This window comes from Microbacterium sp. BE35, from assembly GCF_031457705.1.
Classification (GTDB): domain Bacteria; phylum Actinomycetota; class Actinomycetes; order Actinomycetales; family Microbacteriaceae; genus Microbacterium; species Microbacterium trichothecenolyticum.
Window position 1 is genome coordinate 1 of record NZ_JAVDXD010000002.1, and the last position, 26,958, is coordinate 26,958.

The 26,958-nt window shown below is 69.7% G+C and carries 20 protein-coding genes and 1 pseudogene; 13 read left to right on the top strand and 8 right to left on the bottom strand.

Going from position 1 to position 26,958, the window contains the following annotated elements; all coding sequences use genetic code 11:
* Positions 1–217: 217 nt before the first annotated feature.
* Complete coding sequence (locus J2Y46_RS06325) at positions 218–1,213, bottom strand: LacI family DNA-binding transcriptional regulator (protein WP_396653169.1); 996 nt, start codon at positions 1,211–1,213, stop codon at positions 218–220.
* Between the two features lie 221 nt (positions 1,214–1,434).
* Between J2Y46_RS06325 and J2Y46_RS20675 the strand changes: the two are divergent.
* The 5 genes and pseudogenes from J2Y46_RS20675 to J2Y46_RS06345 form a co-directional block, all read left to right on the top strand.
* Positions 1,435–1,875 (top strand): annotated as a pseudogene (locus J2Y46_RS20675) (hypothetical protein); the annotation flags it as partial.
* Positions 1,876–2,172: 297 nt separating this feature from the next.
* Complete coding sequence (locus tag J2Y46_RS06330; protein ID WP_310241115.1) at positions 2,173–4,557, top strand: family 43 glycosylhydrolase; 2,385 nt, start codon at positions 2,173–2,175, stop codon at positions 4,555–4,557.
* A 79-nt stretch (positions 4,558–4,636) separates the two neighbouring features.
* Positions 4,637–5,257, top strand: coding sequence for a hypothetical protein (locus J2Y46_RS06335; RefSeq protein WP_052676876.1), 621 nt, complete (start codon positions 4,637–4,639; stop codon positions 5,255–5,257).
* Between the two features lie 139 nt (positions 5,258–5,396).
* Positions 5,397–8,399: a family 43 glycosylhydrolase gene (locus J2Y46_RS06340; RefSeq protein ID WP_310241116.1), complete on the top strand. Its 3,003-nt coding sequence runs from the start codon at positions 5,397–5,399 to the stop codon at positions 8,397–8,399.
* A gap of 164 nt (positions 8,400–8,563) precedes the next feature.
* The gene (locus tag J2Y46_RS06345) at positions 8,564–8,866 is read left to right on the top strand and encodes a hypothetical protein (RefSeq protein ID WP_052676877.1); all 303 of its coding nucleotides are present in this window, start codon (positions 8,564–8,566) and stop codon (positions 8,864–8,866) included.
* Positions 8,867–8,930: 64 nt separating this feature from the next.
* Here the strand turns inward: J2Y46_RS06345 and J2Y46_RS06350 are convergent, their stop codons facing one another.
* Positions 8,931–9,788, bottom strand: a complete 858-nt coding sequence (locus tag J2Y46_RS06350; RefSeq protein ID WP_310241118.1) for an aldo/keto reductase — start codon at positions 9,786–9,788, stop codon at positions 8,931–8,933.
* 123 nt (positions 9,789–9,911) lie between these two features.
* On the opposite strand from J2Y46_RS06350, the gene J2Y46_RS06355 reads away from it, so the two are divergent.
* On the top strand, positions 9,912–10,301 hold the full coding sequence (locus tag J2Y46_RS06355; RefSeq protein ID WP_310241120.1) for a PPOX class F420-dependent oxidoreductase: 390 nt from the start codon (positions 9,912–9,914) through the stop codon (positions 10,299–10,301).
* Here the strand turns inward: J2Y46_RS06355 and J2Y46_RS06360 are convergent, their stop codons facing one another.
* Complete coding sequence (locus J2Y46_RS06360) at positions 10,302–10,787, bottom strand: SRPBCC domain-containing protein (RefSeq protein WP_310241121.1); 486 nt, start codon at positions 10,785–10,787, stop codon at positions 10,302–10,304. It abuts the gene before it with no gap.
* A 142-nt stretch (positions 10,788–10,929) separates the two neighbouring features.
* On the opposite strand from J2Y46_RS06360, the gene J2Y46_RS06365 reads away from it, so the two are divergent.
* Entirely contained in the window at positions 10,930–12,063 is a 1,134-nt protein-coding gene (locus J2Y46_RS06365) for a peptidoglycan-binding domain-containing protein (RefSeq protein ID WP_310241123.1), read from the top strand.
* 10 nt (positions 12,064–12,073) lie between these two features.
* Here the strand turns inward: J2Y46_RS06365 and J2Y46_RS06370 are convergent, their stop codons facing one another.
* Complete coding sequence (locus tag J2Y46_RS06370) at positions 12,074–12,535, bottom strand: isoprenylcysteine carboxylmethyltransferase family protein (protein ID WP_310241125.1); 462 nt, start codon at positions 12,533–12,535, stop codon at positions 12,074–12,076.
* A 51-nt stretch (positions 12,536–12,586) separates the two neighbouring features.
* Here J2Y46_RS06370 and J2Y46_RS06375 point away from each other — a divergent pair, with 51 nt between their 5' ends.
* The 3 genes from J2Y46_RS06375 to J2Y46_RS06385 all read left to right on the top strand — a co-directional run bounded on the left by J2Y46_RS06375 (position 12,587) and on the right by J2Y46_RS06385 (position 14,379).
* Positions 12,587–12,955: a hypothetical protein gene (locus J2Y46_RS06375; protein WP_310241127.1), complete on the top strand. Its 369-nt coding sequence runs from the start codon at positions 12,587–12,589 to the stop codon at positions 12,953–12,955.
* Positions 12,956–13,101: 146 nt separating this feature from the next.
* Positions 13,102–13,542, top strand: coding sequence for a VOC family protein (locus J2Y46_RS06380; protein ID WP_310241129.1), 441 nt, complete (start codon positions 13,102–13,104; stop codon positions 13,540–13,542).
* 30 nt (positions 13,543–13,572) lie between these two features.
* Entirely contained in the window at positions 13,573–14,379 is an 807-nt protein-coding gene (locus tag J2Y46_RS06385; RefSeq protein WP_310241131.1) for an isocitrate lyase/phosphoenolpyruvate mutase family protein, read from the top strand.
* On the opposite strand, the gene J2Y46_RS06390 is transcribed toward J2Y46_RS06385, so the two are convergent.
* The 3 genes from J2Y46_RS06390 to J2Y46_RS06400 form a co-directional block, all read right to left on the bottom strand.
* On the bottom strand, positions 14,380–16,068 hold the full coding sequence (locus J2Y46_RS06390) for an MDR family MFS transporter (RefSeq protein ID WP_045301204.1): 1,689 nt from the start codon (positions 16,066–16,068) through the stop codon (positions 14,380–14,382). It lies immediately after the preceding gene.
* Positions 16,065–16,706 (bottom strand): helix-turn-helix domain-containing protein, encoded by a 642-nt coding sequence (locus tag J2Y46_RS06395; protein WP_310241134.1) that lies wholly within the window; start codon positions 16,704–16,706, stop codon positions 16,065–16,067. Before J2Y46_RS06395 ends, J2Y46_RS06390 begins: the two co-directional genes overlap by 4 nt.
* 156 nt (positions 16,707–16,862) lie before the next feature.
* Positions 16,863–17,966 carry a substrate-binding domain-containing protein gene (locus J2Y46_RS06400; protein ID WP_310241136.1) on the bottom strand — a complete coding sequence of 368 codons (1,104 nt, stop codon included), beginning with the start codon at positions 17,964–17,966 and terminating at the stop codon, positions 16,863–16,865.
* 238 nt (positions 17,967–18,204) lie between these two features.
* Here J2Y46_RS06400 and J2Y46_RS06405 point away from each other — a divergent pair, with 238 nt between their 5' ends.
* The 3 genes from J2Y46_RS06405 to J2Y46_RS06415 all read left to right on the top strand — a co-directional run bounded on the left by J2Y46_RS06405 (position 18,205) and on the right by J2Y46_RS06415 (position 26,506).
* Complete coding sequence (locus J2Y46_RS06405) at positions 18,205–23,604, top strand: fibronectin type III domain-containing protein (protein ID WP_310241137.1); 5,400 nt, start codon at positions 18,205–18,207, stop codon at positions 23,602–23,604.
* Positions 23,605–23,716: 112 nt separating this feature from the next.
* The gene (locus J2Y46_RS06410) at positions 23,717–25,429 is read left to right on the top strand and encodes an IlvD/Edd family dehydratase (protein WP_310241139.1); all 1,713 of its coding nucleotides are present in this window, start codon (positions 23,717–23,719) and stop codon (positions 25,427–25,429) included.
* Positions 25,430–25,498: 69 nt separating this feature from the next.
* Positions 25,499–26,506, top strand: a complete 1,008-nt coding sequence (locus J2Y46_RS06415; protein ID WP_310241141.1) for an alcohol dehydrogenase catalytic domain-containing protein — start codon at positions 25,499–25,501, stop codon at positions 26,504–26,506.
* A gap of 61 nt (positions 26,507–26,567) precedes the next feature.
* Here the strand turns inward: J2Y46_RS06415 and J2Y46_RS06420 are convergent, their stop codons facing one another.
* Positions 26,568–26,957 (bottom strand): DUF5684 domain-containing protein, encoded by a 390-nt coding sequence (locus tag J2Y46_RS06420; RefSeq protein WP_211255951.1) that lies wholly within the window; start codon positions 26,955–26,957, stop codon positions 26,568–26,570.
* Position 26,958: the final 1 nt, after the last annotated feature.

Sequence of the window (26,958 nt, forward strand, 5' to 3'; positions counted from 1 at the left end):
TGCAGGGGGGACCCTGTGGGAGAGTAGGACACCGCCGGACACCCATTCACGGAATGGCCACCCCCACGGGTGGCCATTCCGCGTTAACAGCCCGACATTCGCGGTCGGATGAGCCGCCCGTTCATCAGGGGGTGGGCAGTCGCTCTGCGCGGCTGCCCAGCGGAGCGCGCGTTCCCGCCTGGTCGGTGCGGCGGGACGGCCAGGACGACGGGGCGTGCTAACGCGTGGTCTCGCGCACGATGAGGCGTGTCGGCAGCATGCTGCGCCGGGGCTCCTGCGTCGGGCCGCCGGTCTGGAGGCGCATGAGCATGATGTCCACGATCTCGTCGGCCATCTCGTCGTTCGAGGGCTCGATCGTTGTCAATCGAGGCGAGGTGTAGGAACTCGCCCGTACATTGTCGAACCCCACCACCTGAACGTCCTCGGGAACGCGGATGCCGCGATCCGTGAGCGCCCGCAACGCTCCGTGGGCGCTGGAGTCAGTGAGAGCGAAGACGCCGTCGAAGGGGACGCCGGCGTCGACGAGCGCCGAGATCGCCCGGAATCCGTCGGCCATGTCGAGCCCGGTGTTGAGGATGAGTTCCTGCCTCACTCCGAGGCCGCGTCCGCGGTGCGCATCCGCGTACCCCCGTGTGCGAAGGGTCTGAAGGGACTCGCCCCCCGACCCGGCGCCGCCGAGCGCGACCACCGCCCGCGCACCGCGGTCGAGCAGATGACCTGTCGCCATCGCCCCGCCGCCGACGTTGTCCATCAGGACGTGGTCGAACCGGGCGGACACGGCGCGTTCGCCGAGCAGGATGATCGGCTTGTTCGGGAGGATCCGATCGAGCTCGGCGGACTCGCTCGCCGCGATCGCAAGGATGAATCCGTCGTATGTCTCGAGCTGCGACGCCGCGAGGGAGTCCATCTCCGCAGCCATCGCGCCGCGCGTGTTCTCGGTCACCAAACGGATGCCGCGTTCAGCGAACAGGCGAGAAAGCCGCTCGGCCAGCTCGCCGTAGTACTCCGATGCCAGGACGGGCACGCCGAGGCCGACCATCCCCGTCCGCCCCTTCCGCAGCGAGCGAGCACTCTGATTGAGTCGATAGCCCAGCTCGTCGATGACGCGGGCGACACGGTCGATCGTCTCCACACTGACCCGCTCGGTACGACCGTTCACAACGTTGGACACAGTCTGCGCCGAGACCCCCGCCTGCTGGGCGACATCCTGCATCGTCACGTGCGGGTTCGTACGGGATCTGGCTCGTTGTTGCATCCGGGTCGGTTCGTTTCGGCGCCGTGGGATAGAGCGACTCTACCGGCGTCTCGCCGTTCGACGCGCTCAGATCCGCAGTCTGCGCCGCCACTCTCGTCCATCGGTCATCGTGAGACGTGAGCCCGCGTGGTCCTGCAGCCTAGGCGGAGACGTCTTCCGCCCACCACTATGACGTCGCCGAGACCGCCGGTGTCTCGCACGCGACGGTGTCCCGGGCGATCGACGGCGGGGGAGGGCTGACCGATGAGACGCGCCGCCACGTGCTGGTGGTGGTCGCCCGCGTCGGGGACGAGCCGAACATCTCGGCGTGCGTCCTCGCCGGACGCGTGCGTCCTCAGCTCGCTGCCGTCGTGGCGACAAGCGGTGGTTCGCCGCGGGCAGCACGGCCGCTCGATGCGGTCGATCGCGCGACCAGGCGGAGCGGATTCGCGCTGACGATCGTCGCCGCTCACGGCGATCGGCACCCCGACCGACGACTTCGCCGAGCTCGCCGTCGCGATAGTGCTCCATTCGATCGGAGAGGGGCCGCCGTGGCCGGATCCGATGGCGCGGCTCGGCTCGTGCTGCGCGCGACCGCTGGACCTTTGAGCACTCCACGACGGGTGGACGGGGCAGTCTGAGGAGTAGGCGCGATCTGCGGGATGTAGCTCGGGAACATCTTGAGGTAGACGGGTCTGTTCGTTGATAGCGCGAACATTCGCCCTTGTGAGCCCAAGCTGTGACCGCTAACATGCGAACGACCGCCGATGAGGACGGGCCGCACGCAGCAGTGCTCAGCAGATCTGGGGCGCGGGAGACTGCGACCGGCCGTCGTCTCCGCGTTCCGACACGCGGTGCAGGCGGCTCGAGGTTGATCGATCAATGAGGAGGAGACCTTGACCAGAGAAAAGATCCATCACGCGGCAAGACGCCGCAGGATGGCGGCCGTCCTAGGTGTGGCGATCGCCGCCAGCGCGCTCCTCGTGAGCGGGCTCGCCCAGCCGGCCACCGCGGCCGACGAGGAGCTCATCGCGAACGGCGGATTCGAGTCCGGCCTCGAGGGCTGGTTCGTGAACAACGGGAACGCCACCGACGGCGGCACCCTGTCGATCGTCGGCGACGCCTACTCGGGGGCATCCGCGATCAAGATCGCCGGTCGCACGACCACCGGCTCCGGGCCCATGCAGGATCTGAGCGGCAAGGTGCAGGCCGGCCAGACCTACACGATCAAGGCCCGGGTGAAGTACGACAACGCGAGCAGCCCGGCCACCAAGCAGTTCTTCGCCACGATGCACTACGGCGGAGGGACCTACACCAACCTGGGCAGCACCACGCCTGGGCGCGGGCAGTGGGGCTACATCAACGCGACCTTCACGATCCCCGCGAGCCAGAGCGTGTCGACCGCGCGCCTGTTCATCGAGACGCCGTGGACCAGCTCGCCCTCGAGCGACCCGAACACCCACCTGATGGACTTCGTGGTGGATGACGTCTCGCTCGTCGGCACGCCCCCGCCGCCCCCGCCGTCCAAGACGATCGAGGTCGTCGGCAAGCTCCCCGGTGAGCACAACCCGCTCATCGGGCACAAGTTCGGAGCCGATGGCTTCGGCTACGCCGAGGACGGCCGGGTCTACATGTTCATGACCAACGACACCCAGGGCTACGCGCCCGACCCGGTGACCGGCATCTCGCCGCAGATCAACTACGGCAGCATCAACCAGATCACGCTGATCTCGTCCGAGGACCTCGTGAACTGGACCGACCACGGCGAGATCCAGGTGGCCGGGCCGCAGGGCGTCGCACCCTACACGAGCAACTCGTGGGCACCGGGCTTCGCGAAGAAGACGATCAACGGCGTCGACAAGTACTTCCTGTACTACGCGAACGGCGGGGGATCCAGCAACGTCCTCGTCGGGGACTCGCCCATCGGGCCGTGGACCAATGTGCGATCGAGCACGCTGATCAACGGCACCACCCCCGGCGCGTCGGGCGTCAGCTGGCTGTTCGACCCGGCACCGCTGGTGACCGACGACGGCAAGGCATACCTCTACTTCGGTGGCGGCCCGGCCTCGACGAGCTTCCCGGCGGCCGAGCGGTTCAACAACCCGAAGAACATCCGCGTGATCGAGCTCGGTGACGACATGGTCTCCACCAAGGGAACCGCGGCGGTGGTGGATGCCCCCGTGGCGTTCGAGGCCGCGCAGGTCTTCGAGCGCCAGGGCAAGTACTACCTGTCGTACTCGTCGCACTTCGGAGGCAACGACTTCGGCGGCAGCCAGACCGCGCTTCCGGGCTACCCCGGCGGCGGCCAGATCGGCTACATGATCTCGGATGACCCGATGTCGTTCCCGAAGGAGGCCTACGCGGGCGTCCTGTTCCCGAACCAGTCGCAGTTCTTCGGCGCTGGCACGGGCGGCAACAACCACCAGTCGGTGTTCGAGTTCGAGGGCAAGTACTACTTCACCTACCACGCGCCCACCCTGAACAAGCGCGTCAACGGCAACACCACTCAGGGGTACCGCAGCCCGCACATCCAGGAGCTGACCTTCAACGAGGACGGCACCGCGAAGCAGGTCGTGGGCGATTACGCCGGTGTGGCCCAGGTGAAGGACTTCGATCCGTTCCGCACGTTCGAGGCGGAGACCCTCGGCTGGAGCAAGGGCATCGCGACGCAGAAGGTCGATGGCGGATCGCCGCAGTTCGGTGCCGCCGCGCCCAACCTCGTCGTGAAGGACATCGACAACGGCGACTGGACGGCGCTGTCGTCGGTGGCGTTCGGGGACGCCGGGGCGGCCTCCGTCACGGTGAAGGTGAAGCCGCTGCAGAGCGGTGGATCGATCAACGTGCGCACCGACAGCGAGACCGGACCGATCGTGGGCACGATCCCTGTCACCGGCACGGCCGGCCAGTGGACCGATCTGACCGCCGACCTCGCGGGACTGACGGGCACGCACGACGTGTTCTTCACCTTCCAGGGCGGCAGCGGCGACCTGTTCGAGCTCGACACGTGGTCGTTCGCCGAGTCGGCGGCGCCGTCGCTCGACGTCTCCGCCGACGCAGCTTCACGCTGCGTCGCGGGCAAGTCGGTGCTGACGGTCAAGGTGACCAACTCCGATGAGGTGCCCGTGACCGCGACGGTCACGACCCCGTACGGCTCGAAGTCGTCGATCGTCATCGCACCCGGCAAGTCGGTCTCCAGCGCGTTCACGACGCGTCAGGCGAACACGCCGGCCGGCGCAGCCGACGTCGCCGTCACGGCGACTGTCGGGGGCCAGCAGGTGTCCACCGCCGTGTCGGCGCCCATCGCCGCGCACAGCTGCGGTTGACGAACCCGGGGTGGCGGCTCCGTCCGGCCGTCACCCCGACTTCCGCGAGCGGCGATGCCGCCGAGAATCAGGAGACAGAATGAAGAAGCCAGGAATGCTCGCCCGCACAGCGGCGTGCGCTCTGGGAGGGATGCTGCTGCTCGGCGCTGCCGGTGCGGCCGCCGCCGACGAACTCGGTGATGACGACGTGCAGGTCAGCGTCGACATCGCCGCTCTGCCGCCCGTGGGCGCGCTGACGATGAGCGTCGTCGCGGGCGGGGCGGTGCTGACCGAAGCGCCCTCGACCGACCCCGATCTGCGCGAGTTCACCGGGGTGCTGCCGACGGTGACCGTGACCGACGATCGGGAAGAGGTGCCCGAGGGGGCGTTCTGGTACGTCACGGGTCAGTCCTCGGCGTTCACCGCCGCGGGCGCGACGCCGATCGGTCCGGAGCAACTGGGCTGGACCCCGCGCCTGCTCACCCCGAACGACGGAGAAGTCGCAGAGGGGCCCGAGGTCGGTACCGTCTTCGACTCCGCGCCGAACAACGTGGGCCTCGAGGGCGAGGAGTTCCTTGCCCTCGCGCTGGACTCCGGCGAGGCGCGAACGGTCGGGCAGTGGCAGGCGAACGCCGACCTGCGCCTGAAGACGCCCGCGGACGTCGAGCCGGGAAGCTACTCGGCCACCCTCACGCTCACGCTCTGGGAGGACGCGCTGTAGCGATCCCGCGCGTTCCGGGGCCGGCGGGACACACCCGCCGGCCTCGGGACGACGGTGGACCGTCCCGTCGCGGACGGCATCCGGACCACACCCCTCTGCGCAGCCGACTGCGCTCGCGCTCTCGACCAAGGAGAGACCCTTGTCCCCGTCATCCACCTCATTCGGGCCGCGCTCGGCGCAGCCCGACGTTCTCGACCGCCCACCCGCCGGCAGGTCCGGCAGAGGCCGGCTGCGGCACCTCGCCCTCGCGAGCGCCGCCATCGTCGCTGCCGGCCTGCTCCTCGCCGCTCCGCCCGCCCAGGCCGCCGATCCGTGGCAGCCGGACTCCGGTTACACGTCCACCGACAAGGGCGACGGGACCTACAGCGTTCCGCTGCTGAACGCCGACGTCCCCGACGTCTCGGTCGAACGCGTCCCCGCGGCCGAGAACGACGAGGGCCGCGACATCTACTACATGATCAGCACGACGATGCACCTCAGCCCGGGTGCTCCCATCATGAAGTCGTACGACCTGGTGAACTGGGAGATCGTCAACTACGTCTTCGACCGTGCCGACATCAGCGACTCCTTCTCGCTGCGCAACGGACAGACCTCCTACGGGCAGGGGCAGTGGGCGTCGTCGATCCGGTATCACGACGGCAAGTGGTACGTCGCGTTCAACACCAACAACCTCGGCGGGTCCTACCTCTATGTGACGGACGACATCGACGACGGGTCCTGGGAGCGCATCGCGTTGGGTCGTGCGTTCCACGACCCGTCGCTGTTCTTCGACGTCGACGGCACCGCGTACATCTTCTACGGCTCGGGATCGACGAGCGCCGTGAAGCTCAGCAGCGACATGCGAACCGTGGTGGCGGAGTACCCGCAGATCCTCCGGACCTCCGACTACCCGGGGTCGTCGTTCATCGGCGGTCTCTTCGAGGGCGCGCAGGTGCAGTACATCGACGGCAAGTACTACATCGTGATCATCACGTGGCCGTCGGGCCAGGGCCGTCAGGTCGCACTGTTCCGCTCCGATCACCTGCTCGGGCGCTATGAGACCTCCAACGGAAGCAACCCGTACGAGGCGAAGGGCGTGCTCAACTCGAACGGCTTCGCCCAGGGCAGCCTGGTGCCGATCGCACGCGAGGGCGGTGGGACCGACTGGTGGGGGATGTTCTTCCGCGACACGTTCCCGATCGGACGCATTCCCGCGCTGATCCCGGCGACGTGGTCGAACGGGTGGCCGACGTTCGGCAACAACGGGTCGGTCCCGCTCAACGGCACGTTCGCGAAGCCGATCGACCTGAGTCCTGCCGAAGAGCTGTACGAACGGCAGAAGAGCATCGTGGTCTCGGACGACTTCGACAACGACGCGCCGCAGCGCGCGTACATGGACGAGGACTGGACGATCCCCGCGGCTCCCGATGTCGACCAGTCCCTGCTGGGCGTGGAGCTGCTCACCAACCCGGGATTCGAGGGCGGCGCGCAGGGGTGGATCGTGAACGACACGGCTACGCTCGCAGCGTCGACGGATGCCGCCACCGGCGCGGGCTCGCTGCAGGTGACCGGTCGCACGACGACCGGCTCGGGTGCGGCGCAGGACGTGTCGGGGAAGGTGCAGCACAACGTCACGTACGACGTGTCCGCGAAGGTCAAGTACGAGAATCCGAACAGCCCGGCGACGAAGCAGTTCCTGATCACCGCCCGCTACGGCAGCAGCACCTTCACCAACCTCGCGAGCGTCACGGCCACGCGGGGTCAGTGGGCGACGATCTCGGGCAGCTTCACCGTCCCGGCATCCCAGCCCCTCTCGTCGATGCGGATCTTCATCGAGACACCGTGGACGAGCAACGCCAATGCGCTGGCGGCGCCCGACACGCACCTCATGGACCTCAAGGTCGACGACGTGTCGTTGAAGGGCCGGCCACTCACGACCGAGCTGCCCCACCCCGACGAGATCGCCCCGAACGGGTCGCGCCTCGCGATGCAGTGGGAGTGGAACCACGCCCCCGACAACCGGTACTGGTCGCTGACCGATCGCGACGGCTGGCTGCGGCTGACCACCGGCAAGGTCGTCACGGGCAACTTCCGTCACGACAAGCTCTCGAACAAGGATGAGGTCACGTATCTCGAGGAGGCGCGCAACACGCTGTCGCAGCGCACCTTCGGACCGCGCCAGTCGGCCGAGACGAAGCTCGACATCTCGGGGATGAAGAACGGCGACGTCGCGGGCCTCGCGGCCTACAACCGCGGCTTCTCGTACGTCGCGGTCAAGCGTGTGAACGGCGTGAACACGGTGGGCGTCGTCCACCGCGGTCAGCCCTTCGCCGCGACGATCGACCAGGCGGCCATCGAGACGTTCGTCGCCGGAACGACGGCCAATCTCGGAGCGGCCACCGAAGTGCACCTGAAGGCGGACCTCGACTTCGCGAATCCCGCCGGTCAGCTGTGGACGACATTCTTCTACAGCCTGGACGGCGTGACCTGGCAGCAGCTCGGCAACCGCGTCGGACCCCAGACCCTCGATGGCAGTCTCTCGCATTTCATGGGGCATCGAGTCGGTCTGTTCAACTACGCGACGCAGCAGGCGGGCGGGCACGTCGACTTCGACCACTACCTGCTCAGCGACACCCTGACTGCTCAGGGCCTTCCGCTCGACAAGAGCGATCTCGATGCCGCCATCGCGTATGCGGCGACGCTCCAGGAGGTGGACTACCCCGAGAACGAGTGGGTCGAGCTCGAGGAACTCCTGGCGGAGGCGGCCGGAGCCCGCGCGCGCACCGCGGGCACGCAGAACCAGATCGACGCGCCGGAGCGTGCGTTGAGTCTGCAGCTGGCACGGCTCGGAGTGCTCAAGGCCCCCGAGCCCACGCTCGAGGTGTCGATCACGACCGGCGCGCGCTGTGTCAGCGGCAAGGCGGTGCTGACAGTGCAGACGGCGAACGGCGCAGGGGTGCCGGTCTCGCTGGTCGTCACGACGCCGTACGGCGGAAAGTCGATCGCGGCGCTCGCGCCGGGAAAGACCACATCGAGCGCGTTCACGACGCGTCAGGTCGCGATCCCCGCGGGTGTCGTGACCGTCGAGGCGTCCGCGACCGTCGACGGTGACGCGGTGACGGTGCCGCTGGAATCGCCCATCGCGGCGCGCAGCTGCGGCTGAACGATCGGTGCGGCGGTCCGGACGAGCTCCGGACCGCCGCACCCCGCGCCATCCTGCCTCCCGGCAACCCTTCAACACGGCGGCCGCAGCGGCGTGCGCAACGGACCGCGCGCGGGCAGAATGGCCTCGACGACCGCGTGGCCGTCAGGACGAAAGAGGTCGGCGTGGCAGCCATCGACGGCAAGTGGGCGATCGAGGTCGCGACGCTGGCGGGATCCCACCACTTCGACGCCACGCTGACGACGGTCGGAACCTCGCTCACGGGCACTGCGATCGGTCCCACCGGCCCGATCGCGATCCGAGGCGGCACGGCCTCGGGCGACACGGCCGAGTTCACACTCGACCTCGTCGCGCCGCTGCCGATGTCGCTCGTGGTCGCGCTGCACGTCGTCGGCGACCGGCTCACGGGCACGGCGCAGGCGGGTCCCTTCCCACCGTCGACCATCGTCGGCACCCGCACGGGCTGAGCCGGCTCGGTCATCGACGGCAGACGGATGCGCCGCCGCGGCGTCTGTCTGCGTTCGGGCGCGGCTACCCGAGCGGTCGCGGGCGGGCGAGTGGCATGGTCGCCGCCATCATCCAGCGCGGCAGGCGGAACATCGGGCGGTCCTTGCCGAGCGCGTCGATGCCGGCCATCTCGGCGGGACTCAGCTCGAAGTCGAAGACGTCGATGTTCGCGGCGATGTGCGCGGGATCGGTCGACTTCGGGATCGCCACGAAGCCGCGCTGCACGTGCCAGCGGAGGATCACCTGGACTGCCGACTTGCCGTGTGAGGCCGCAGCCCCCACGACCGCAGGCTCCGAGAGAAGCTTGGCCGACCCGTGGCCCAGCGGGTACCACGCCTCGGGGACGATCGCGTGCTGGGCCAGGAACGGGAGCAGGTCCGGCTGCTGCCAATGCGGATGCAGCTCCACCTGGTCCACCGCGGGTGGGATCCGCGCCGCCGGAAGCAGGCGCTCGAGGTCGGGCACCGCGAAGTTGCTCACCCCGATGGCGCGCACGACACCCTGGTCGACCGCATCCTCCATCGCCCGCCACGCGCCCTTCACGTCGCCGACGGGCTGATGCAGGAGCAGCAGGTCGAGGGGGCCGCAGTCGAGCCGCTCCAGCGCGCCGCCGATCGCGGCGCGCGCTTTGTCGTAGGCGTAGTCCGAGGGCCACAGCTTCGTCGTGAGGAAGATCTCCTCGCGGGGGACTCCGGACGAACGGATGCCGCGTCCCACCGCCCGTTCGTTGCGGTAGATGGCCGCGGTGTCGATGAGGCGGTACCCGGAGTCGAGGGCGGACTTCACACTCGATTCGCACACCCCCACGTCGGTGACGAGGTAGACTCCCAGGCCGAGCTGCGGCATCCGTGTTCCGCTCGAGAGCGGGATGCTGGTCACCATCTCTGCTGCCTCCTCCGGGGACTGGAGGCGCATCTACGCGTCCCTCATCGAACTGTAGATTCTCCGCGGCGCGAACGGGAGTCCCGGCGCGTGCGTACGCATCCGGCCGGTAGCGTGGGACCCGTGCGGGAACTGTCGGAGGCGGGTATCGAGTTCGTGCGCGAACGGCACATCGGCACACTCTCGACGCTGGCGCCGTGGGGCGGCATCCACGCGGTCGCGGTCGGCTTCACGCTGCACGACGGGCTGTTGCGGATCATCACCTCGCGTGACTCGCAGAAGGTGCGGAACGTGCGGCGCGACGGCACCGCCACGATCAGCCAGGTGGACGGCGCCCGCTGGCTCTCGTTCCAGGGCGCGGCGACGGTGCACGACGACCCTGACGAGGTCGCGCTCGCGGTCGCCCTCTACGCCGAGCGGTACCGCCAGCCCCGCGTGAACCCCCTCCGGGTCGCGATCGTCCTCACGCCTTCGCGGCTCATGGGCAGCGGGGGGCTCTTTCGGGAGGCGTGACTACGGTCGGGCACCACCCTCGGCCAGGGCGGCGAGCGCTGCCGTGACCGCACTCCATCCCTCGAAGAACCCGAGCGCTTCGTGGCGGGTGCGGGCGGCGGCATCGCCGTGCCGCACCACCACGCGGTAATCGGTGCCGTCCGCGTGGTCGTCGAGGCTGATCTCGGCGGTCATCGCGACGGGCTCCGGCTTCGCAGGGTGCCAGCCGCTGTCGACGGCGTTCGTGAAGACGAGGCGGCGATGCGGCTCGACGACGAGGAACACGGAGTCGGTGTGAGGGGCGAACAGTGCACCGTCGTCGCTCATGCTCGTGACGAAGGCGCCGCCGGGGCTGACCTCAAGCCGGTCCACGCGGGCGACGGTGGGCGCCGGCACCCACCACTTCGCGAGCAGGCTCGGTGTGCTCCAGGCGTCCCAGACGGCCTCGCGGGGCGCGTGGATCACGCGATCGAGGGTGAGGTCGCGCTCAGGGTCGATCGTGGTCATGGCTTCTCCTCCGGATCGCCGGCTCGTCGCAGACTACCTCCGCGTCGACACACGCGGAACTCATGCGATCCGCATGAGGCGTCGAGACCGTTCGCGGTGCCATGATGTGCCTCACATGCTTCGGTTCAGGAGGAGGCGCCACGTGGGGACGATCCGCACCAGGGTGTCTGCGCGGCTGGGCGCCGTCGTCATCGCGGGCACCGTCGCGGCCACGGTCCTCGCCGGATGCTCCGCCGAGGCCGACCCGATCGAGCGGGCGAAAGCCCAGGTCTCGGCGAAGGAGAAGGCGGTCGCCGAGGCGCAGACCGAGCTCACCGCTGCGTCGGGTGCATTCTGCGGCGCGAGCAAGGACTACATCGAGGCGCTCGACCGCTACGGCGACGTGCTCAACGACACCGCTCCGACGGTCGGCGATGTCCGAAACGCGGGCGCGGACCTCGCCGAACCGCGGCAGGATGCGGTCGACGGTGCTGAAGCGGCCGTCTCCGCGAACCAGGCGCTGTACGACGCGCAGCAGGAACTCGTCGACGCGCAGATCGCGCTCGCCGAGGCGGAGGCGGGTCCGACAGGAACGCCGAGCGGACCCGCGCCCGCGGAGCCGTCGAGCACGCCGCTCGCGCCCACTGCGTCCGTCGAACGCGTGAAGCAGGCGGAATCCGAGTTCGCGGCGGCCGAGGCATCCGTTACCGACGACACGCCCCTGAAGGACGCGGCCGAGCAGTTCAACAGCGCCGCGGTCGCGCTCGAGATGGCGTGGCTCGCGCTGGTCGCCGACGCCGGCTGCCTCACCGACGAGCAGGCGGTGCAGGCCGAAGCGGCGGTCCGCGCGTACACGTCGGCGCTCCAGCAGGACCTCCTCGTCGCCGGCTACTACACGGGTGACGTCGACGGCGTCTATGGGCCGCTGACCGTCCAGGCCGTCGAGGATCTGCAGAGGGCGGCCGGACTCCCGGTCACCGGCACCGTCGACAAGGCGACCGCCGAGGCGCTGCAGGCGAAGCTGGCCGAGCTGGGCGGCGCTGCCGCCCAGGAGTCGGTCGCGACGACGGCCGCGATCCAGCAGACGCTCACGCTCGTCGGATTCTGGGACGGCCCCGTCGACGGCGTATGGACGCCCGAGCTGACAGCCGCAGTACAGGCGTTCCAGACCGAGCTGGGCGTCGAGCCGACGGGAACGGTGGATGCTGCGACAATCGCCGCGTTCGAGAAGGCGATCTCCGATCTGCAGAAGGCGGCGACCGCACCGACGCCGACCCCCTCGGGCTCGGACGGCTGAACGCCGGCGGTTACAGCCAGCGGCGCACCCGCGCGCGGTAGTCGTCGTACTCGGCGCCGAACTTCTCGCCGAGGTAGCGCTCCTCGGGCGTGATCGCACCCCACCACAGCGCCGCCACGCCGAGCGGCGTGAGAACCAGCGCCCAGAACGACGGCCACAGCAGCGCCAGGGCGATGTCGAGCGCGATGAGACCGAGGTAGAGCGGGTTGCGGCTGACGCGGAACGGACCGCGGTCGAGGATCGTGCTGGTCGCACCGCCCGGCAGCAGCGCGGTGCGGTGCCGGGCCATGAGCCACAGCGCCCAGCCGTTCCACAGTGCGAACCCGGCGATGAGCACGAGCGCGATCACCCGCGATGGTCCGACCGGGAGTGTGATCGGGTCGCCCACCACGGCCGTGAGGATCCACCCGGCGACGAGGGGCACCCCGAGCGCCACCGGCGGCCAGATCCGATACGCGGGCGCGTCCGCCATTCCCGCAGTGTAGCCGCGAGCCCCCAGGTGTCGGGCCCTAAGGTGGGCGGCATGAACGGATGGGTCCTGGCCCTCGCCCTGGTCAGCGCCGCGGTGAACGCATTCGGGATCCTGGGCGGCCGGGCCGCCGTCGAGGGCGCCCGCGCCGAGGACCATGTCGCGCGCACCACGGGGTGGTACCTCCTCATCCGGTGCGCCGCTCTCGTCGTCGCGGCACTGATCGGCGCACTCGGTGTCTGGCTCGCGTGGAGGTGGGAGGTCAGAGGCTGGGTCTTCGCCGTCGCGGCCGTCACGGTGCTGGTGCAGCTGCTCGATGTTCCCGTCTGGCTGTCGCAGCCGGACAGGTGGAAAGCGGCGGTCGCGCTCTTCCTCGCGCTCGTCGTCGTCGCCGTGGGGGCGGTCGCGCTGCTTGCGCCCTGACGCCTGCGCGATTCCTTCGGGCGACGCGGTCGGATGGTCCGTCTACGCTGAGGCGGTGATCATCGTCCCTCCTTCATTCCGCGACGTGCCGCGGTGGCGGTACGACGGGGTACCGCTGCGCCCGTTCGACGCCTAAGGTCGCGAGGGTGGGTGTCCGCAGCTTCGAGCACATCGGCCTCATCGTCGAGGATCTCGAGGCGATGGCGGGCTTCCTCGAGATGCTCGGATTCCACCGCGGCGAGAAGGCTCGGGTCGGCGGTCCGTGGGCGGATCGCGTCAACGGGCTCACCGGCACCGATGTCGAGATGGTGTTCCTCACCGCGCCCGACGGCTCGGGGACGATCGAGCTCTCGCAGTTCCTGCAGCCGGAGAGCCCCCCATCCGTCGGCGATCTCCCGTCGAACACGCTGGGCCTGCGCCACCTCGCCTACCGCGTCGACGATGTCGAGGGGGTGCTCACCCAGGTCCGCGCCGCCGGGTACGACACCATGGCGGAGCTCGTGAACTACGAGGACGTGTGGCTCGTCTGCTACGTCCGCGGGCCGGAAGGGCTCATCATCGAACTCGGACAGCGGCTCGACGACTGAGCCCGCTCAGCGTGGAGGGAAGGGCGGCTCGTGCCGGCAGATCAGGCTTCGGAGTTCCTCGCGCTGCACTCGGGCGCCGGATTCGTGATCCCCAACGCATGGGATGCCGGGACCGCACGCATCCTCGAGCAGGTGGGTTTCCCCGCCGTCGCCACGACGAGTGCGGGCATCGCGTGGTCTTACGGTGTGCCCGACGGGGGAGCGCTGGACCCCGGCGTCATGTTCGAACGGGTCGCGGAGATCGCCGCCGCGGTGGGCGTGCCCGTCAGTGCGGATCTCGAGGCGGGCTACGGGGACACCGCGGGGGAGGTCGGGCGTACCGTCGCGCTCGCCGCCGAGCTGGGGATCGTCGGCGGCAACATCGAGGATGCCTCCGCAGGCGTCTTGTTCCCGGTCGAGGAGGCGGCGGAGCGCCTCGCGGCCGCGCGTGCGGCCGCGCCGACGGGCAGCTTCGTACTGAACGCGCGCACCGACGCATACTTCATCGGCACGGCGGAGGATCCGTTCGCCGAGACGGTCGAGCGCGCGCAGCGCTATGTCGAGGCCGGGGCCGACTGCATCTTCGTGCCGGGGGTCAAGGACGAGGACACCATCCGCCGACTCGTCGCGGAGATCCCGGCGCCCCTCAACGTCGTCGCGGGATTGGTGGCACCGGTCATCCCCGCGCCCACGCTCTTCTCGCTCGGGGTCAAGCGGGTCAGTGTGGGCGGCAGCCTCGCCCGCGCGGCGCTGTCCGCAGTGGAGCGTGCCGGCCGGGAGCTGATCGAGACCGGCACGCTCGACTTCCTCGATGCAAGCCTCGGCTACGGCGACGTGCAGCGCCGGCTCGGCGCCTGACTACCGCGCGGCGGAGTCCTTCTCGCGCGTGCGACGGCGTGCGCGCCCGGTGGGGGCGGCGCTGTGCTGCTCGGCCTTCAGCCGCTCGGCTTCGAGCCGCTCCGCCTCCTCGCCCCCGATCGCCTCGCCGCGCGCGACCAGCCCGGCAACGTCCGACAGCGGGATCTGCTTGAGGAAGAGGGCCAGCACGAAGGCGATCGCGATGAACGGCACGAGGTACCAGAACACGGGCGCGAGCGCGTCGGCATACGCGTCCACGACTCCCGTCCTGACCGTGTCGGGCAGCGAGTTCAGCACCGAGGGGTCGATGCTCGACGTCGCCTCGCCTGCCTGCTCGGGGCTGGCGCCGGCATCCGTGAAGACCTTCGTCAGGTTCTCGGTGAGACGCGTCGTGAAGAGGGTGCCGAACACCGCAGTGCCGAGCGCCGCCCCGACCTCGCGGAAGTAGTTGTTCGTCGAGGTCGCGGTGCCGAGATCCGCAGCGGGCACGGCGTTCTGCACGACCAGCACGACGACCTGCATGATGCAGCCGAGGCCGACGCCGAAGAGGAACAGGTACGTGCAGATCAGCCAGATCGGCGTCGACGCGGTGAGCGTCGTCATCAGCACCATCGCGATGCCGACGATGAGCGTGCCGACGATCGGGAACAGCTTGTACTTGCCGGTCTTGGTGATGAGCAGGCCCGACGCGATCGACATGCCCATCACGCCGACCATCATCGGGAGCATGAGGAGACCGGATGCTGCGGCCGACGTGCCCGACGACATCTGAAGGAAGGTCGGCACGAAGCCGAGAGCCGCGAACATGCCGATTCCGATCGCCATGCCGATCGCGGTCGCATTGATGAAGATCGGGTTGCGGAACATCGACAGCGGCATGATGGGGTCGGCCGCGCGCGACTCGGTGAAGATGAACAGTCCGGCCGAGGCGACGAGCCCCGCGCCCCACGCCCAGGTCGCCCCGGAGTCCCAGCCCTGGTCCGCCGAGCCGCCGAAGTCGGTGAAGAAGATGAGGCATGTGGTGGCGGCTGAGAGGAACAGCACGCCCAGCCAGTCGATCGGCTTCTCCGCCTTCTTGTTCGGCAGCTTCAGGGCGAACACGGCGATGAAGAACGCCGCGATGCCCACCGGGATGTTGATGTAGAAGGCCCACTGCCAGGTCATGTGGTCGACGAAGAAGCCGCCCAGGAGCGGGCCGGCGACGGCCGCGAGGCCGAAGATGCCGCCGATCGGGCCGAGGTACTTGCCGCGCTGGTCGGCGGGCACGATGTCGGCGATGATCGCCTGCGAGAGGATCATCAGCCCGCCGCCGCCGAGGCCCTGGATCGCGCGGAAGACGACGAACATCCAGAAGTCGGTCGCGAACGCGCAGCCGACCGATGCGAGCGTGAAGATCGCGATCGCCACCATGAACAGGCGTCGGCGGCCGAGCACGTCGCCGAACTTGCCGTAGATGGGCATGACGATCGTGGTCGCGAGGATGTACGCGGTCGTGATCCAGACCTGGTGCGAGACGCCGCCGAGCTCGCCGACGATCGTCGGCATCGCGGTCGAGACGATGGTCTGGTCGAGGCTCGACAGGAGCATGCCCGCGATGAGCGCGGAGAAGATGATCCAGATGCGCCGCTGCGTGAGCAGGAACGGCGCCTCGCCGCCGGGCTTGGCGGTGGGGACGGTGGCGGTGGTCATTCGGGGGTTCCCATCAATACGGTCTGCGTGGCGAAGAGGTCGCGCGCCGCGCCGATGCGCCGCTCGAAGATCTGGATGAACGCGTCGGGGCTGCCGGGCTTCAGGAACTCGCCGGCCGCCGAGCGGACGAGTGCGCCGACGACCTGTGAGGCGACCTGCGCGCGGAGATCGCCCGACGGCAGGTTCTCGCGCTGCTCGATGAGTCGAGCGTCGAACTGCTCGCCCTCGACCCCCAGTTCGAGCATGCGCGCGAGCAGCCGGGGCTCCTTCTCGACCGCGCGGAACAGGTCCTGCACGGTGTCGGGGGCGATGTCGAGCGCGCGCCAGCGCTCCTCGGAGAGGAGAGCGAGGTCGGTGAGCAGGTTCGGCGAGATGCCCGGCTCGTCGGACGCGCCGGCGAGGAAGCGGGCGATGGCGGCAGCATCCGATCGCTCCAGAGGGATGCCGAGGACGGCGTCGTCCTTCGAGGCGAAGTAGTTGAAGAACGTGCGTCGCGACACCGCGGCTTCGCTGCACAGCTCCTCGACGGTGAAGCCGGCCAGGCCGTGCTCGGCGGTGAACCGCCGTGCGGTGCGGATCAGGGTGCGCGTGGTCGCGGCACGCCGGCGCTCGCGAAGTCCGTCTGCACTATCTGTCACATCATGCAGTTTTGCACTAAAGGTGTGATCGTGCAAATTGGCCTGCGGCGGCGCCCTCCGGCGATGCGTTTCAACAGGTCAACCGCGCCTCCGCAGGACCGCACTGAGTTCGGAGGGCCTGCAGAGCCCCGGTTGACCTGTCGAAGTGGGGGCGGGTCAGTGCACGGTGCCCACAGTGGAGGCGCGCGGCAGCAGTTCCGGAAGGAGGTACACGCGCTGCACCGGGCGCCGCGCGCCCTCGCTCAGGCGGGCGACCATCGTCTCGACGGCGAGACGGCCGACCTGCTGCTTGGGCGGACGCAGCGCCGTGATGGCGGGCTCGGCGCTCTCGGCGACCTCGTCGTCGTAGGCCACGATCGCGAGGTCCTCGGGGATCGACCAGCCGTGGTCGCGCGCGTGCTGCTGCAACAGCACCGCCTGAGGGTCGTTGTGAATGAGGAGTGCGGTGGTGCGGGTCTCACGGCAGCGCTCGAGCACGTCGGCGATGAGGGCCTCGCGGGCGACCCCGTCGAGAGCGTCGAGCGTCGCGTCGACGTCGACGAGGCACTCGAGTCCCAGCCCCTCGACGGCGCGGTCCCATCCTCGGCGGAGCTGCCACGACGTGGGCGAGCCGGCCGAAGTGAGGATGCCGACGCGCCGGTGGCCGAGTGAGGCCAGGTGGTCGGCCGCGAGCGAGCCGCCGAAGACGTGGTCGGTGGTGACCCACTCGAGGCTCGTGAGCGCGAGCGCCGACGGCACGCGCCGCTCGGCGAGCACGACGGGGATCGGCAGCGCCTCGAGCCAGTGCAGCAGGGCGCGCCCGTCGGCGCCGAGGGTCTCGGGCGCCACGATGAGCCCGTGCAGGCTGCCGGACTCGACGAGCGAGGCGATCTGCCGGCGCTGATCGTCGACGGAGTAGGTCGCACCTCGGAGGATGAGCTGGACGCCGACCTCGGTCGCCGCGGCCCGCGCGCCGATCATGATGTGGGGCCAGTAGTAACTGAGCGACGGAACGACCATCCCGACCCGGAACCGGATGGGGGCGCCCGAGGATGCAGGAACCGTCGTGTCGAGCCGGCTGCGCAGCGTCGCGCCGCCGTGCACGCGTGTGACGAGGCCGCGGTCGGCCAGCTGTCCGATGTCGCGCCGGATGGTGAGCTCGGAGACTCCGAGCCCACGCGCGAGGTCGGCCACCCGCACCGAGCCCGAACGCCGCAGTTCGTCGAGGATGTGCTCGCGGCGCGAGAGGCCGAAGGCCGGCGGGTCGGTGGGCTGCTCCATGATCGCCTCAGCGTACAAGTGTGTTCGAGTCGGTTCAAGACTGAACGAATCTGTTCGTTTCGGTTTCCGCATCCGCACATCCCACGAGAGGATTTCGCTGCGGGCACGCGGTCGTGCCCCACTCGTGCGTCGACGCCGGTCCGGGTCCGCGTGCGCACGCGAGAGCCCCAGGGGAACGGAGACTGCGATGTCGCAGGGATGGATGCCTCGTCCGAAGGACGGACGGAGACCACGACGGGTGCGCACGACGCTGGTGGCGGTGGTGACCGCTGCAGTGGTCGCGGCGCCGCTCGCCGTGCCGACCATGGCTCAGGCGGCGGGCGCGGATCCGGTCACCGTGAACGTCACGGGCGCCGACATCGCGGCCGCCGCGCAGAATAGGAACGGCCTCACGTTCAAGGGGTTCGGCGTGCTGTCGGCGAACTCGACGAGCGCGCTGCTGCTGGACTACAAGTCGCAGCATCCCGACGCGTACTGGGAGCTCATCGAGACGCTGTTCGGCGGGGACCACCCGATCATGAACACGGTCAAGATCGAGATGGGCAACGACCGCAACACCTCGACCGGCCCGAACGCATCGACGATGCGCACGCGCGACGAGTACCCCAACGTCCTGCGCGAGCCCGGCTTCCAGCTCGCCGCCGACGCCCAGCTCGTCGCCCACGGCGACGTGCACGTGAGCCTCCTGCGCTGGAACCGCCCGGCGTGGGTCGCGAATGACGCCGACCAGTACATCTGGTTCAAGAACACCGTGCTCGCCGCCTACCGCGAGTTCGGGGTCATGATCGACTCGATCAACCCCGACACGAACGAGACCTCGAGCCCCAACATCCAGCTGTACAAGAACTTCTCGGGCTGGGTGCGCGGCGACGAGAAGGGCTACGAGGGAGCGACCGCGTCCGACCCGAACAACGGCTTCGCGTCGGAGGAGGAGAAGAGCCTCTACCGCGCCATCCAGACCATCGCGGCCGACACGGTCGGCACGCCGCCGGTGTCGTTCGGCAACGCCATGACCTCGGCCACCGACTCGTCGCTGCGCGACGCGGTCGACGTCGTCGGGTTCCACTACTCGAGCGCCGACGACAGCGCCGGCAACATGAAGAAGATCGCCGAACAGCTCGACAAGGAGGTCTGGAACTCGGAGGGCCAGTCGACCTTCTCGAGCTCCGCCGACCGCCCGAACAACAACGCGAGCGACGAGCAGGGCGGCTTCGGCACGCAGTTCGGCGGCACGAACAGCGCGCTCGAGATGGGCAACTGGGTCACGACCGGCTTCAACGCGTCGCGCCGCACCATGAACATCTTCCAGCCGGCGATCGGCTCGTTCTACGACGGATTCCAGTACTCGTCGAAGGAACTCGTGAACGCCCGTGACCCGTGGTCGGGCTGGATGTACTACGACGGCGGCCTCGCCGTCATCGAGCACTTCACCCAGTTCGCGAAGCTCGGGTGGGAGAACGCCGACAACACCGCCGGCATCTGGCGCGCGATCCCGAAGGCGTCGGGCAGCGAGCTCGGCACGGGCAACCCGCCGAGCGGCGCGCGAGCGGGCGGAGCGTCGTACACGACGCTCGCGGCGCCGGACGCGTCGGACTTCTCGACCGTCATCATCAACGACTCGAAGTTCACGAAGACCTACCGGATCGTCGCCAAGGACCTGAACCTCGGCGCCGACCAGACCGGTGAGGTGTGGGAGACGCGGGCGGCCGACGCCGGCCAGGCGTACGACGCGAACTACCTGAAGCCGGTCGGCGAGGTCACCCCCGCCGCCGACGGCACGTACAGCGTCACGGTCAAGCCGTGGTCGGCGGTCACGTTCACGACGCTCGACCACGCGACCGTCGGTGCGGCCGGCAAGCTCGCGGCGAAGGACGGCTACGGCAGCGCGCTGCCGTCGTCGAAGGAGTACACCGACGCCGACGGGGGCCGCGACGTGCTCGACACCGATGCGAGCGGCAACGTCAACGGCGTCACCGACGACGCGGTCCTCTACGCCGACGACTTCGACTACGCCGAACAGGGCAACATCAAGGACTACGACCCGGCGAGCGGTGAGCTCTCCGACGGGACGGTCTCGTACCTCGACAGCCGCGGCAACCAGACGAAGCCCGCCGGCACGCCTGCCGTCCAGAGCGAGGACAACGGCGCCACCCCGCGGTACGCGAACGACACGAACGGCGCGTTCGAGTCGGTTGCGACCCCGGACACGGCGCACGACCGTGTGCTCCGCCAGCAGGTGGGCCCGGGCATGGCCGGGGGTGCATGGAACGGCGGCGACCCGAAGACGACGATCGGCGACGCCCGCTGGGCGAACTACACGGTCTCCTCGGACGTGCTGTTCGAGGCATCCGGATCCCAGTACGCGACCATCGGCGCACGCGAGCAGGGCGGCACAGCCAACGGCCAGAGCGTCTCGGCCGCTGAGCTGAAGATCGACCCGACCGGCGCCTGGACGTTCATGCGCTTCGGCGCGACGCTCTCGACGGGCACCGTGGCGGGCAACGCCGCCGCGGCGTTCAAGACCGGCGCGGGCGTGTGGAACAACATCGCCGTGACGGTGGCCGGGTCGGTGTACACGGCATACGTCAACGGCGTGGAGGTCGCGGCGTACACGGATGCTGCACCCCAGGCGACCGGTCGCATCCAGCTGGGTTCCAGCTTCAACTTCGTGCAGTTCGACAACCTGAAGATCGAGACGGTGCCCGGCTACACGCCGTACTACGCCGCGATGATCGACGGGATGCACCAGACCAGCTGGGCGGACCGCTCGGTGCCCGTGCTGCAGTTCGACAAGAACTGGAGCCACGCGAACGGCCAGGGCATGTTCGAGTGGCAGCGCACGGCCTCCAAGAGCACGGCGAAGGGAGCGTCGATGACGTATTCCTTCACGGGCACCGGCATGGACATCATCGGCACCAACGCCGGGACCACGACCGTCGACGTGATCGTCGACGGCGTGCAGGTCGCAACGGCCGCGCCGACGTTCGCCGCCGGCAGTGAGCGCACCACGTTCATCCTCCGCGGTCTGTCGAGCGGCCCGCATACCGTCGTGATCAAGACCGCGAACGACGCGTCGATCAACGTCGACGCCGTCGGCGTGGTCACCGCGACGGCCGACTCGGCGAAGGCCGACACCACGGCGCTCGCCGCGGTGGCCGACGCCGTGAAGGGCCTCGACGAGGGCGAGTACAGCGCCGAGACGTGGGCGGTGTTCGCGGCTGTCAAGGCGAACGCGACCGCCGCGCTCGACGACCCGGCGGCCTACGGCCTCGATACCGAGGGTTCCGTGGCGATCGCGGCCCGACTGACGGCGGCCGCGGACGGCCTCGTGCCGAAGGATGTCAGCGCCGACGTGCTCGACCTGGGCGTCGTCACCATCACCTCGACCGATCGGGCGCTCCCCGCCAAGCTCGACCTCGGCGGCACGAACGCGAAGGTCACGTGGAGCCTCGCGTCGACGACGAGCGCGAAGAGCGTCGCCGAGCTGGGTACGTTCGTCGCGGCCGGCCGATCGACCGAGAAGCTGTCGTCGGGCGTGTACCAGCGCTTCAGCGCCACGGTGCTCGTCGTCCCGGCGGATCTCGACTACTTCATCGACTCGGGCGCGACGGGTGCTCCGGCCGGGTCGGTGTACGCGGCGGTGAAGGCATCCGCTCCGGGGCTCGTCAACGACACCAGCGACCAGAAGTGGGACGGCACGACGGCGGGCACGACGTGGGGCTACTCGACCACGGCGACCACGATCGCGGCGGGCACGCCGGCGGACTGGGGCTCGTCGTACGTCGGCGCCGACTACAACAAGCCGATCACCTACCACCTGACGCTGCCCGCGGGCTCGTACAACGTCGTCGCCGTTCAGGCACCGCGTGCGGGGCTCACGACCAACGTCTACTCCAAGGTGAGGGCGGCCGGCACCGAGACCACGAAGAACGCCACGTCGACGGGATCGGCCACGCCGGTCGCGCAGGCGCTGACGCTCGACGCGGACGCCGTGGTCGACGTCGAGTTCGGCACCAACGGCACGAGCGGCTACAACGCCCGCCTCGCGCTCGTCTACGTGCAGAGCCTTCCTCGCGACGTCGGGGTGCAGGGTGCGCTGACCGTCGACGAGGACCTGCCCGAGACGGTGACGGTCGCAGGCTCCGAGAAGGCCGTGGAGTGGGATGCCGCCTCCGCCGCGCAGCCGCGCACGGTGTACCGCAAGCTCACCGTCACGGGTCGCCTGACCGACACCGATCAGGCCGTCATCGCCGGTTACGAGATCATCCCGCCGGCGCTGGTCTACTACATCGACTCGGGGACGAGCGGCGCTGCCTCGCCGCAGTACACCGCCGTCGCCGGCTCGGTGAGCCTGCGCAACGACAGGGTGGACCAGGTCTCGACCGCCGCCGACCAGTGGGGCTACATCGCCGACGGCATGAAGACGAAGGGCACCACCGACATCAACGACAAGTACTCGACGGGTCTGTACCAGGACACGACGAAGCTCGTCTACCGTCTGCCCCTCGACGCGGGCACGTACACGCTGACGGCCGGCTTCACCGAGTGGTGGAACCTCAACCGCGCGATGTACCAGACGGTGTCTGTCGGCGGCACGGAGCTCGCCAAGGGCACCGTCCCGCTGTCCGGATCGAGCACGCCGATCGCGGCGCCGCTCACCTTCACGCTGACGGCTCCGGCCACAGTCGACTACCTCGTCACCAACGAGGGCGCCGGCGCCGAGAAGCCGGTCATCTCGTGGCTCGCCGTGGCCGACGAGACGCTTCCCGGCGCGCCGCAGAACGTGACGGCCGCGCTCGCGGGCGACACCTCGATCACGGTCGCGTGGGATGCCTCGGCTGTCACCGGTCCGGGATTCACGGGGTACCGCGTATACGAGGCGGGCGGCGCCGACCCGGTGTGCGAGACGAGCAGCACCAGCTGCACGGTCCGGGCGCTCGAGCTCGGCACGACCCACTCGTACGAGGTCGCGGGCGTGAACGCCCTCGGCGAGGGCGAGCGGTCGGCGGCGACGGCGTCCGTCACCCTCCCGGAGGTCGCCTCGAACGACGGCGCGAAGACGGCCCCGGCCAAGGGCGTGCTCTCGTCGAACGACGGATGGGACACCGGCCTCAAGGACGGCACGTTCCAGCTGACGATGAACCTGTGGTGGGGCGAGAACGGCTCGCTGTTCAAGCTCTACCGCGACGGCGAGCTCGTCGCCAAGGTGCCGCTCACGATGATGACGCCCGGCGCGCAGAGCGCGGTCGTCGACATCACCGGCCTCGTCAACGGCACGTACGTCTTCACCGGTGAGCTGGTCAACTCGAAGGGCACGACCGCGACGCAGCCGCTCACCGTGAAGGTGACGGATGCCTCGCCCGGCAAGCCCGTCCTGTCGAGCGACGCACGCGGCGGCACCGGGTCGTACACCGTGACCGCCGATCTCTGGTGGGGCACCAACGCCACCTCGTACCGGTTCCTCGAGAACGGCGTCGAGGTCGGCGCGGGCGACCTGAAGGCGGCCACCCCGGGCGCGCAGCGCGCGACCCTGCCGGTGTCGGGCAAGGCCAAGGGGACGTACACCTACACGGTCGAGTTCACGAACGCCGCCGGCACGACGGCGAGCGCCCCGCTCAAGGTCACCGTGACCAAGTAGGCCGACCCGAGCGCCGCGGGCGGAGCACCTCCGGGTGTCTCCGCCCGCGGTGTTTTGCGGCAGGATGGCGGAAAGCGCCCGCGATCGCTGCGGGCGAGGATGAGGGTCGACGGTGACGCTGCGCAGCTCCCACTGGTATTCGGGCGACGACCGGAACGCCTACATCCATCGGGCGTGGATGCGCCGCGGTGTTCCGGACTCGGCCTTCACGGGGCGTCCGCAGATCGCGATCGCGAACACCGCGTCGGATCTGACGCCGTGCAACGCGCACCTGAACGAGGTCGCGCAGTCTGTCAAGAACGGCATCTACGAAGCCGGCGGCATCCCGCTCGAGCTCCCGGTGGTGTCGCTCGGTGAGACGAACGTACGCCCGACGGCGATGCTGTGGCGCAACATGGCGGCGATGGCGACGGAGGAGATGCTCCGCGCGAACCCGATCGACGGGGTGGTGCTGCTCGGCGGCTGCGACAAGACGATCCCCTCTCTGCTGATGGCCGCGGCATCCGTCGATCTGCCCGCCGTCGTCGCCCCGGGAGGGCCCATGCTCACCGGCCATTTCCGCGGTGAGGCGCTCGGCTGCGGCACCGACGTGTGGCGGCTGTCGGACGAGGTGCGCGCGGGCACGCTGAGCGAGGAGATGTTCCTGAAGTCCGAGTCCTCGATGATCCGCTCCAAGGGTCACTGCAACACGATGGGAACCGCCTCGACGATGGCGCTGGTCGCCGAGGCTCTCGGCGTCGTGGTGCCCGGAGTCGGGGGAACACCCGCACCGGATGCCCGCCTGCTCGAGGCCGCCCATTCGACGGGTGCGCTCGCCGTGGCGCTGGTGGCGGAGGATCGTCGCCCGTCGACGTTCCTCACGAAGGCGAACTTCCACAACGCGATCGTCGCGCTCGCCGCCATCGGCGGGTCCACCAACGCGGTCGTGCATCTGCTCGCGATCGCGGGGCGCCTGGGCATCGACCTGTCGATCGATGACTTCGACCGGATCGGCGCCGAGGTGCCGCTGCTGGTCAACCTGCAGCCCGCAGGTCAGTACCTGATGGACGACCTCTTCCGCGCCGGCGGGTTCCTCGCGGTGATGCGCGAGGTGCGCGACCTGCTCGACCCCGCGGCCCTCACCATCACGGGTCGCCCGTTCGTGGAGTACCTCGACGACGCCCGCATCTGGGACGCGGACGTGATCACCCCGCGCGACACCCCGCTGCAGCCGCACGCCGGCATCTCGGTGCTGCGCGGCTCGCTCGCTCCGGGCGGTGCGCTGATCAAGCCTGCGGCGGCATCGCCGCACCTGCTGAAGCACCGGGGTCGGGCTGTGGTGTTCGACTCCATCGAGGACTTCCACACCCGCGTCGACGACCCCGACCTCGACATCGACGAGAACTCGGTCATGGTGCTGCGCGGCTGCGGACCGAAGGGCTACCCCGGCATGCCCGAGGTGTCGAACATGCCGCTTCCGACCAAGCTCCTCGAGCGCGGCATCCGTGACATCGTCCGCATCTGCGACGGCCGCATGTCGGGCACCGCGTACGGCACGGTCGTGCTGCACGTCACCCCCGAGGCCGCCGCCGGGGGACCGCTCGCCCTGGTGAGGACCGGCGACTGGATCGAACTCGACGTGCGCGACCGCCGCCTCGACCTCGACGTGCCGGCCGACGAACTGGCGAGCCGGATGCCGAACCAGGCCACCGTCGACGGCTACGCGAACCCGCGGCGCGGGTGGGAGCGGCTGTACGTCGACCACGTGCTGCAGGCGGACCGCGGCGCCGACCTCGACTTCCTGGTCGGAGCGTCGGGTTCGGGGGTGACGCGTGAGTCCCATTGAGCCGAGGGGCGCGGGTCCCGACATCCGGGCGGGGGTCTGCGGCATCCGTCCCCACCTGTGGGCGGGGCGATGAGGGCTCTCGTGATCACGGCGCCGCAGCGCGCCGAGATCCAGGAGGTCCCCGACCCCGAGCCGGCGGCAGGCGAGGTCGTCGTCGACGTGCGGCGCGCCGGGATATGCGGCACCGACATCGAGTTCTTCACCGGGGAGATGGCGTATCTGCACGCCGGTCATGCGGCCTACCCGATGCGGATCGGCCACGAGTGGACGGGCACCGTCTCGGACGTCGGAGCCGGCATCGACCGTGCGTGGATCGGGCGACGGGTGACCGGCGACACGATGCTGGGCTGCGGCGCGTGCCGCCGATGCGAGCACGGTCGCCAGCACGTGTGCGAGAACCGGCTCGAGCTCGGCATCCGCGGCGGGAAGGCCGGTGCGCTGGCAGAGAAGGTCGCGACCCCCGTCGCGTCGCTGCACCGGCTGCCCGACGGCGTCGACGACGCCATGGCGGCCATGGTCGAGCCTGGCGGCAATGCCTTTCGCGCCGTGCAGGGGGCGTCGCTGCGTCCAGGCGATCGCTGCCTCGTGCTCGGCCCCGGCACGATCGGGCTCCTGAGCGCGATGTTCGCGCGCGCCGCCGGCGCGGACGTCCACCTGCTCGCCCGGGACGACCGCGCGCTCGAGTTCGCGCGGTCGCTGGGCTTCGACCGCATCTGGACGCAGGAACGGATGCCGCAGCTGCCGTGGGACGCCGTGATCGAGGCATCCAACGCTCCGCAGCTTCCTGCGAAGGCGCTCGAGCTCGTCGAACCGGGCGGGCGGGTCGTCTACATCGGCCTTGCCGGCACGCCGAGCCTCATCGACACCCGCGACCTGGCGCTGAAGGACGTGACGGCCGTCGGCGTGCTCAGCGCCTCGCCCGGCCTGGCCGGCACGATCGACGCGTACGCCGCGGGAGTCGTCGATCCGCGTCCGCTCATCGCCGCGACGGTCGCCCTCGAGGAGCTGCCCGCGATCCTCGCCGGCGAGCGGCCGGCGGGCGCGGGGCCGGGGCCGAAGTTCCACGTCTCGCTGTGACCGCAGACGCGGACACCCCCGGCCGCGGGCCGGGGGTGTCCGCTGTCTGAGAAGAGGGCGGTCAGGCGGGCTTGGTGTACGTGTCGTTGCTGAAGCCGGTGATGAAGTAGCCGATCGGGTTGAGCAGGAACAGCAGGAAGAACGCGAACGCGCCCCCGTGGCCGAACGCCCGGCCGTTGCGGAAGGCGACGATGATCGCGAGCACGATGTTGGCGATGGGCACGAACCACAGCAGTCCGAGCCAGGCCGAATACCCTGCGACCTTGACGAGTACGAAGAGATTCACGATCGGGATGATGGCGAGCCATCCCGGGTAGCCGGCCTTCGTGAACGTCCTCCAATAGGCGGCGATCGTGGCGATCCAGTAGATCAGGCCGACGACCACGTAGCCGAAGACGGCACCGGCCGAGACGCCCTGGCTGATGGGCTCGATGTCAGAGAGCAGTGTCATG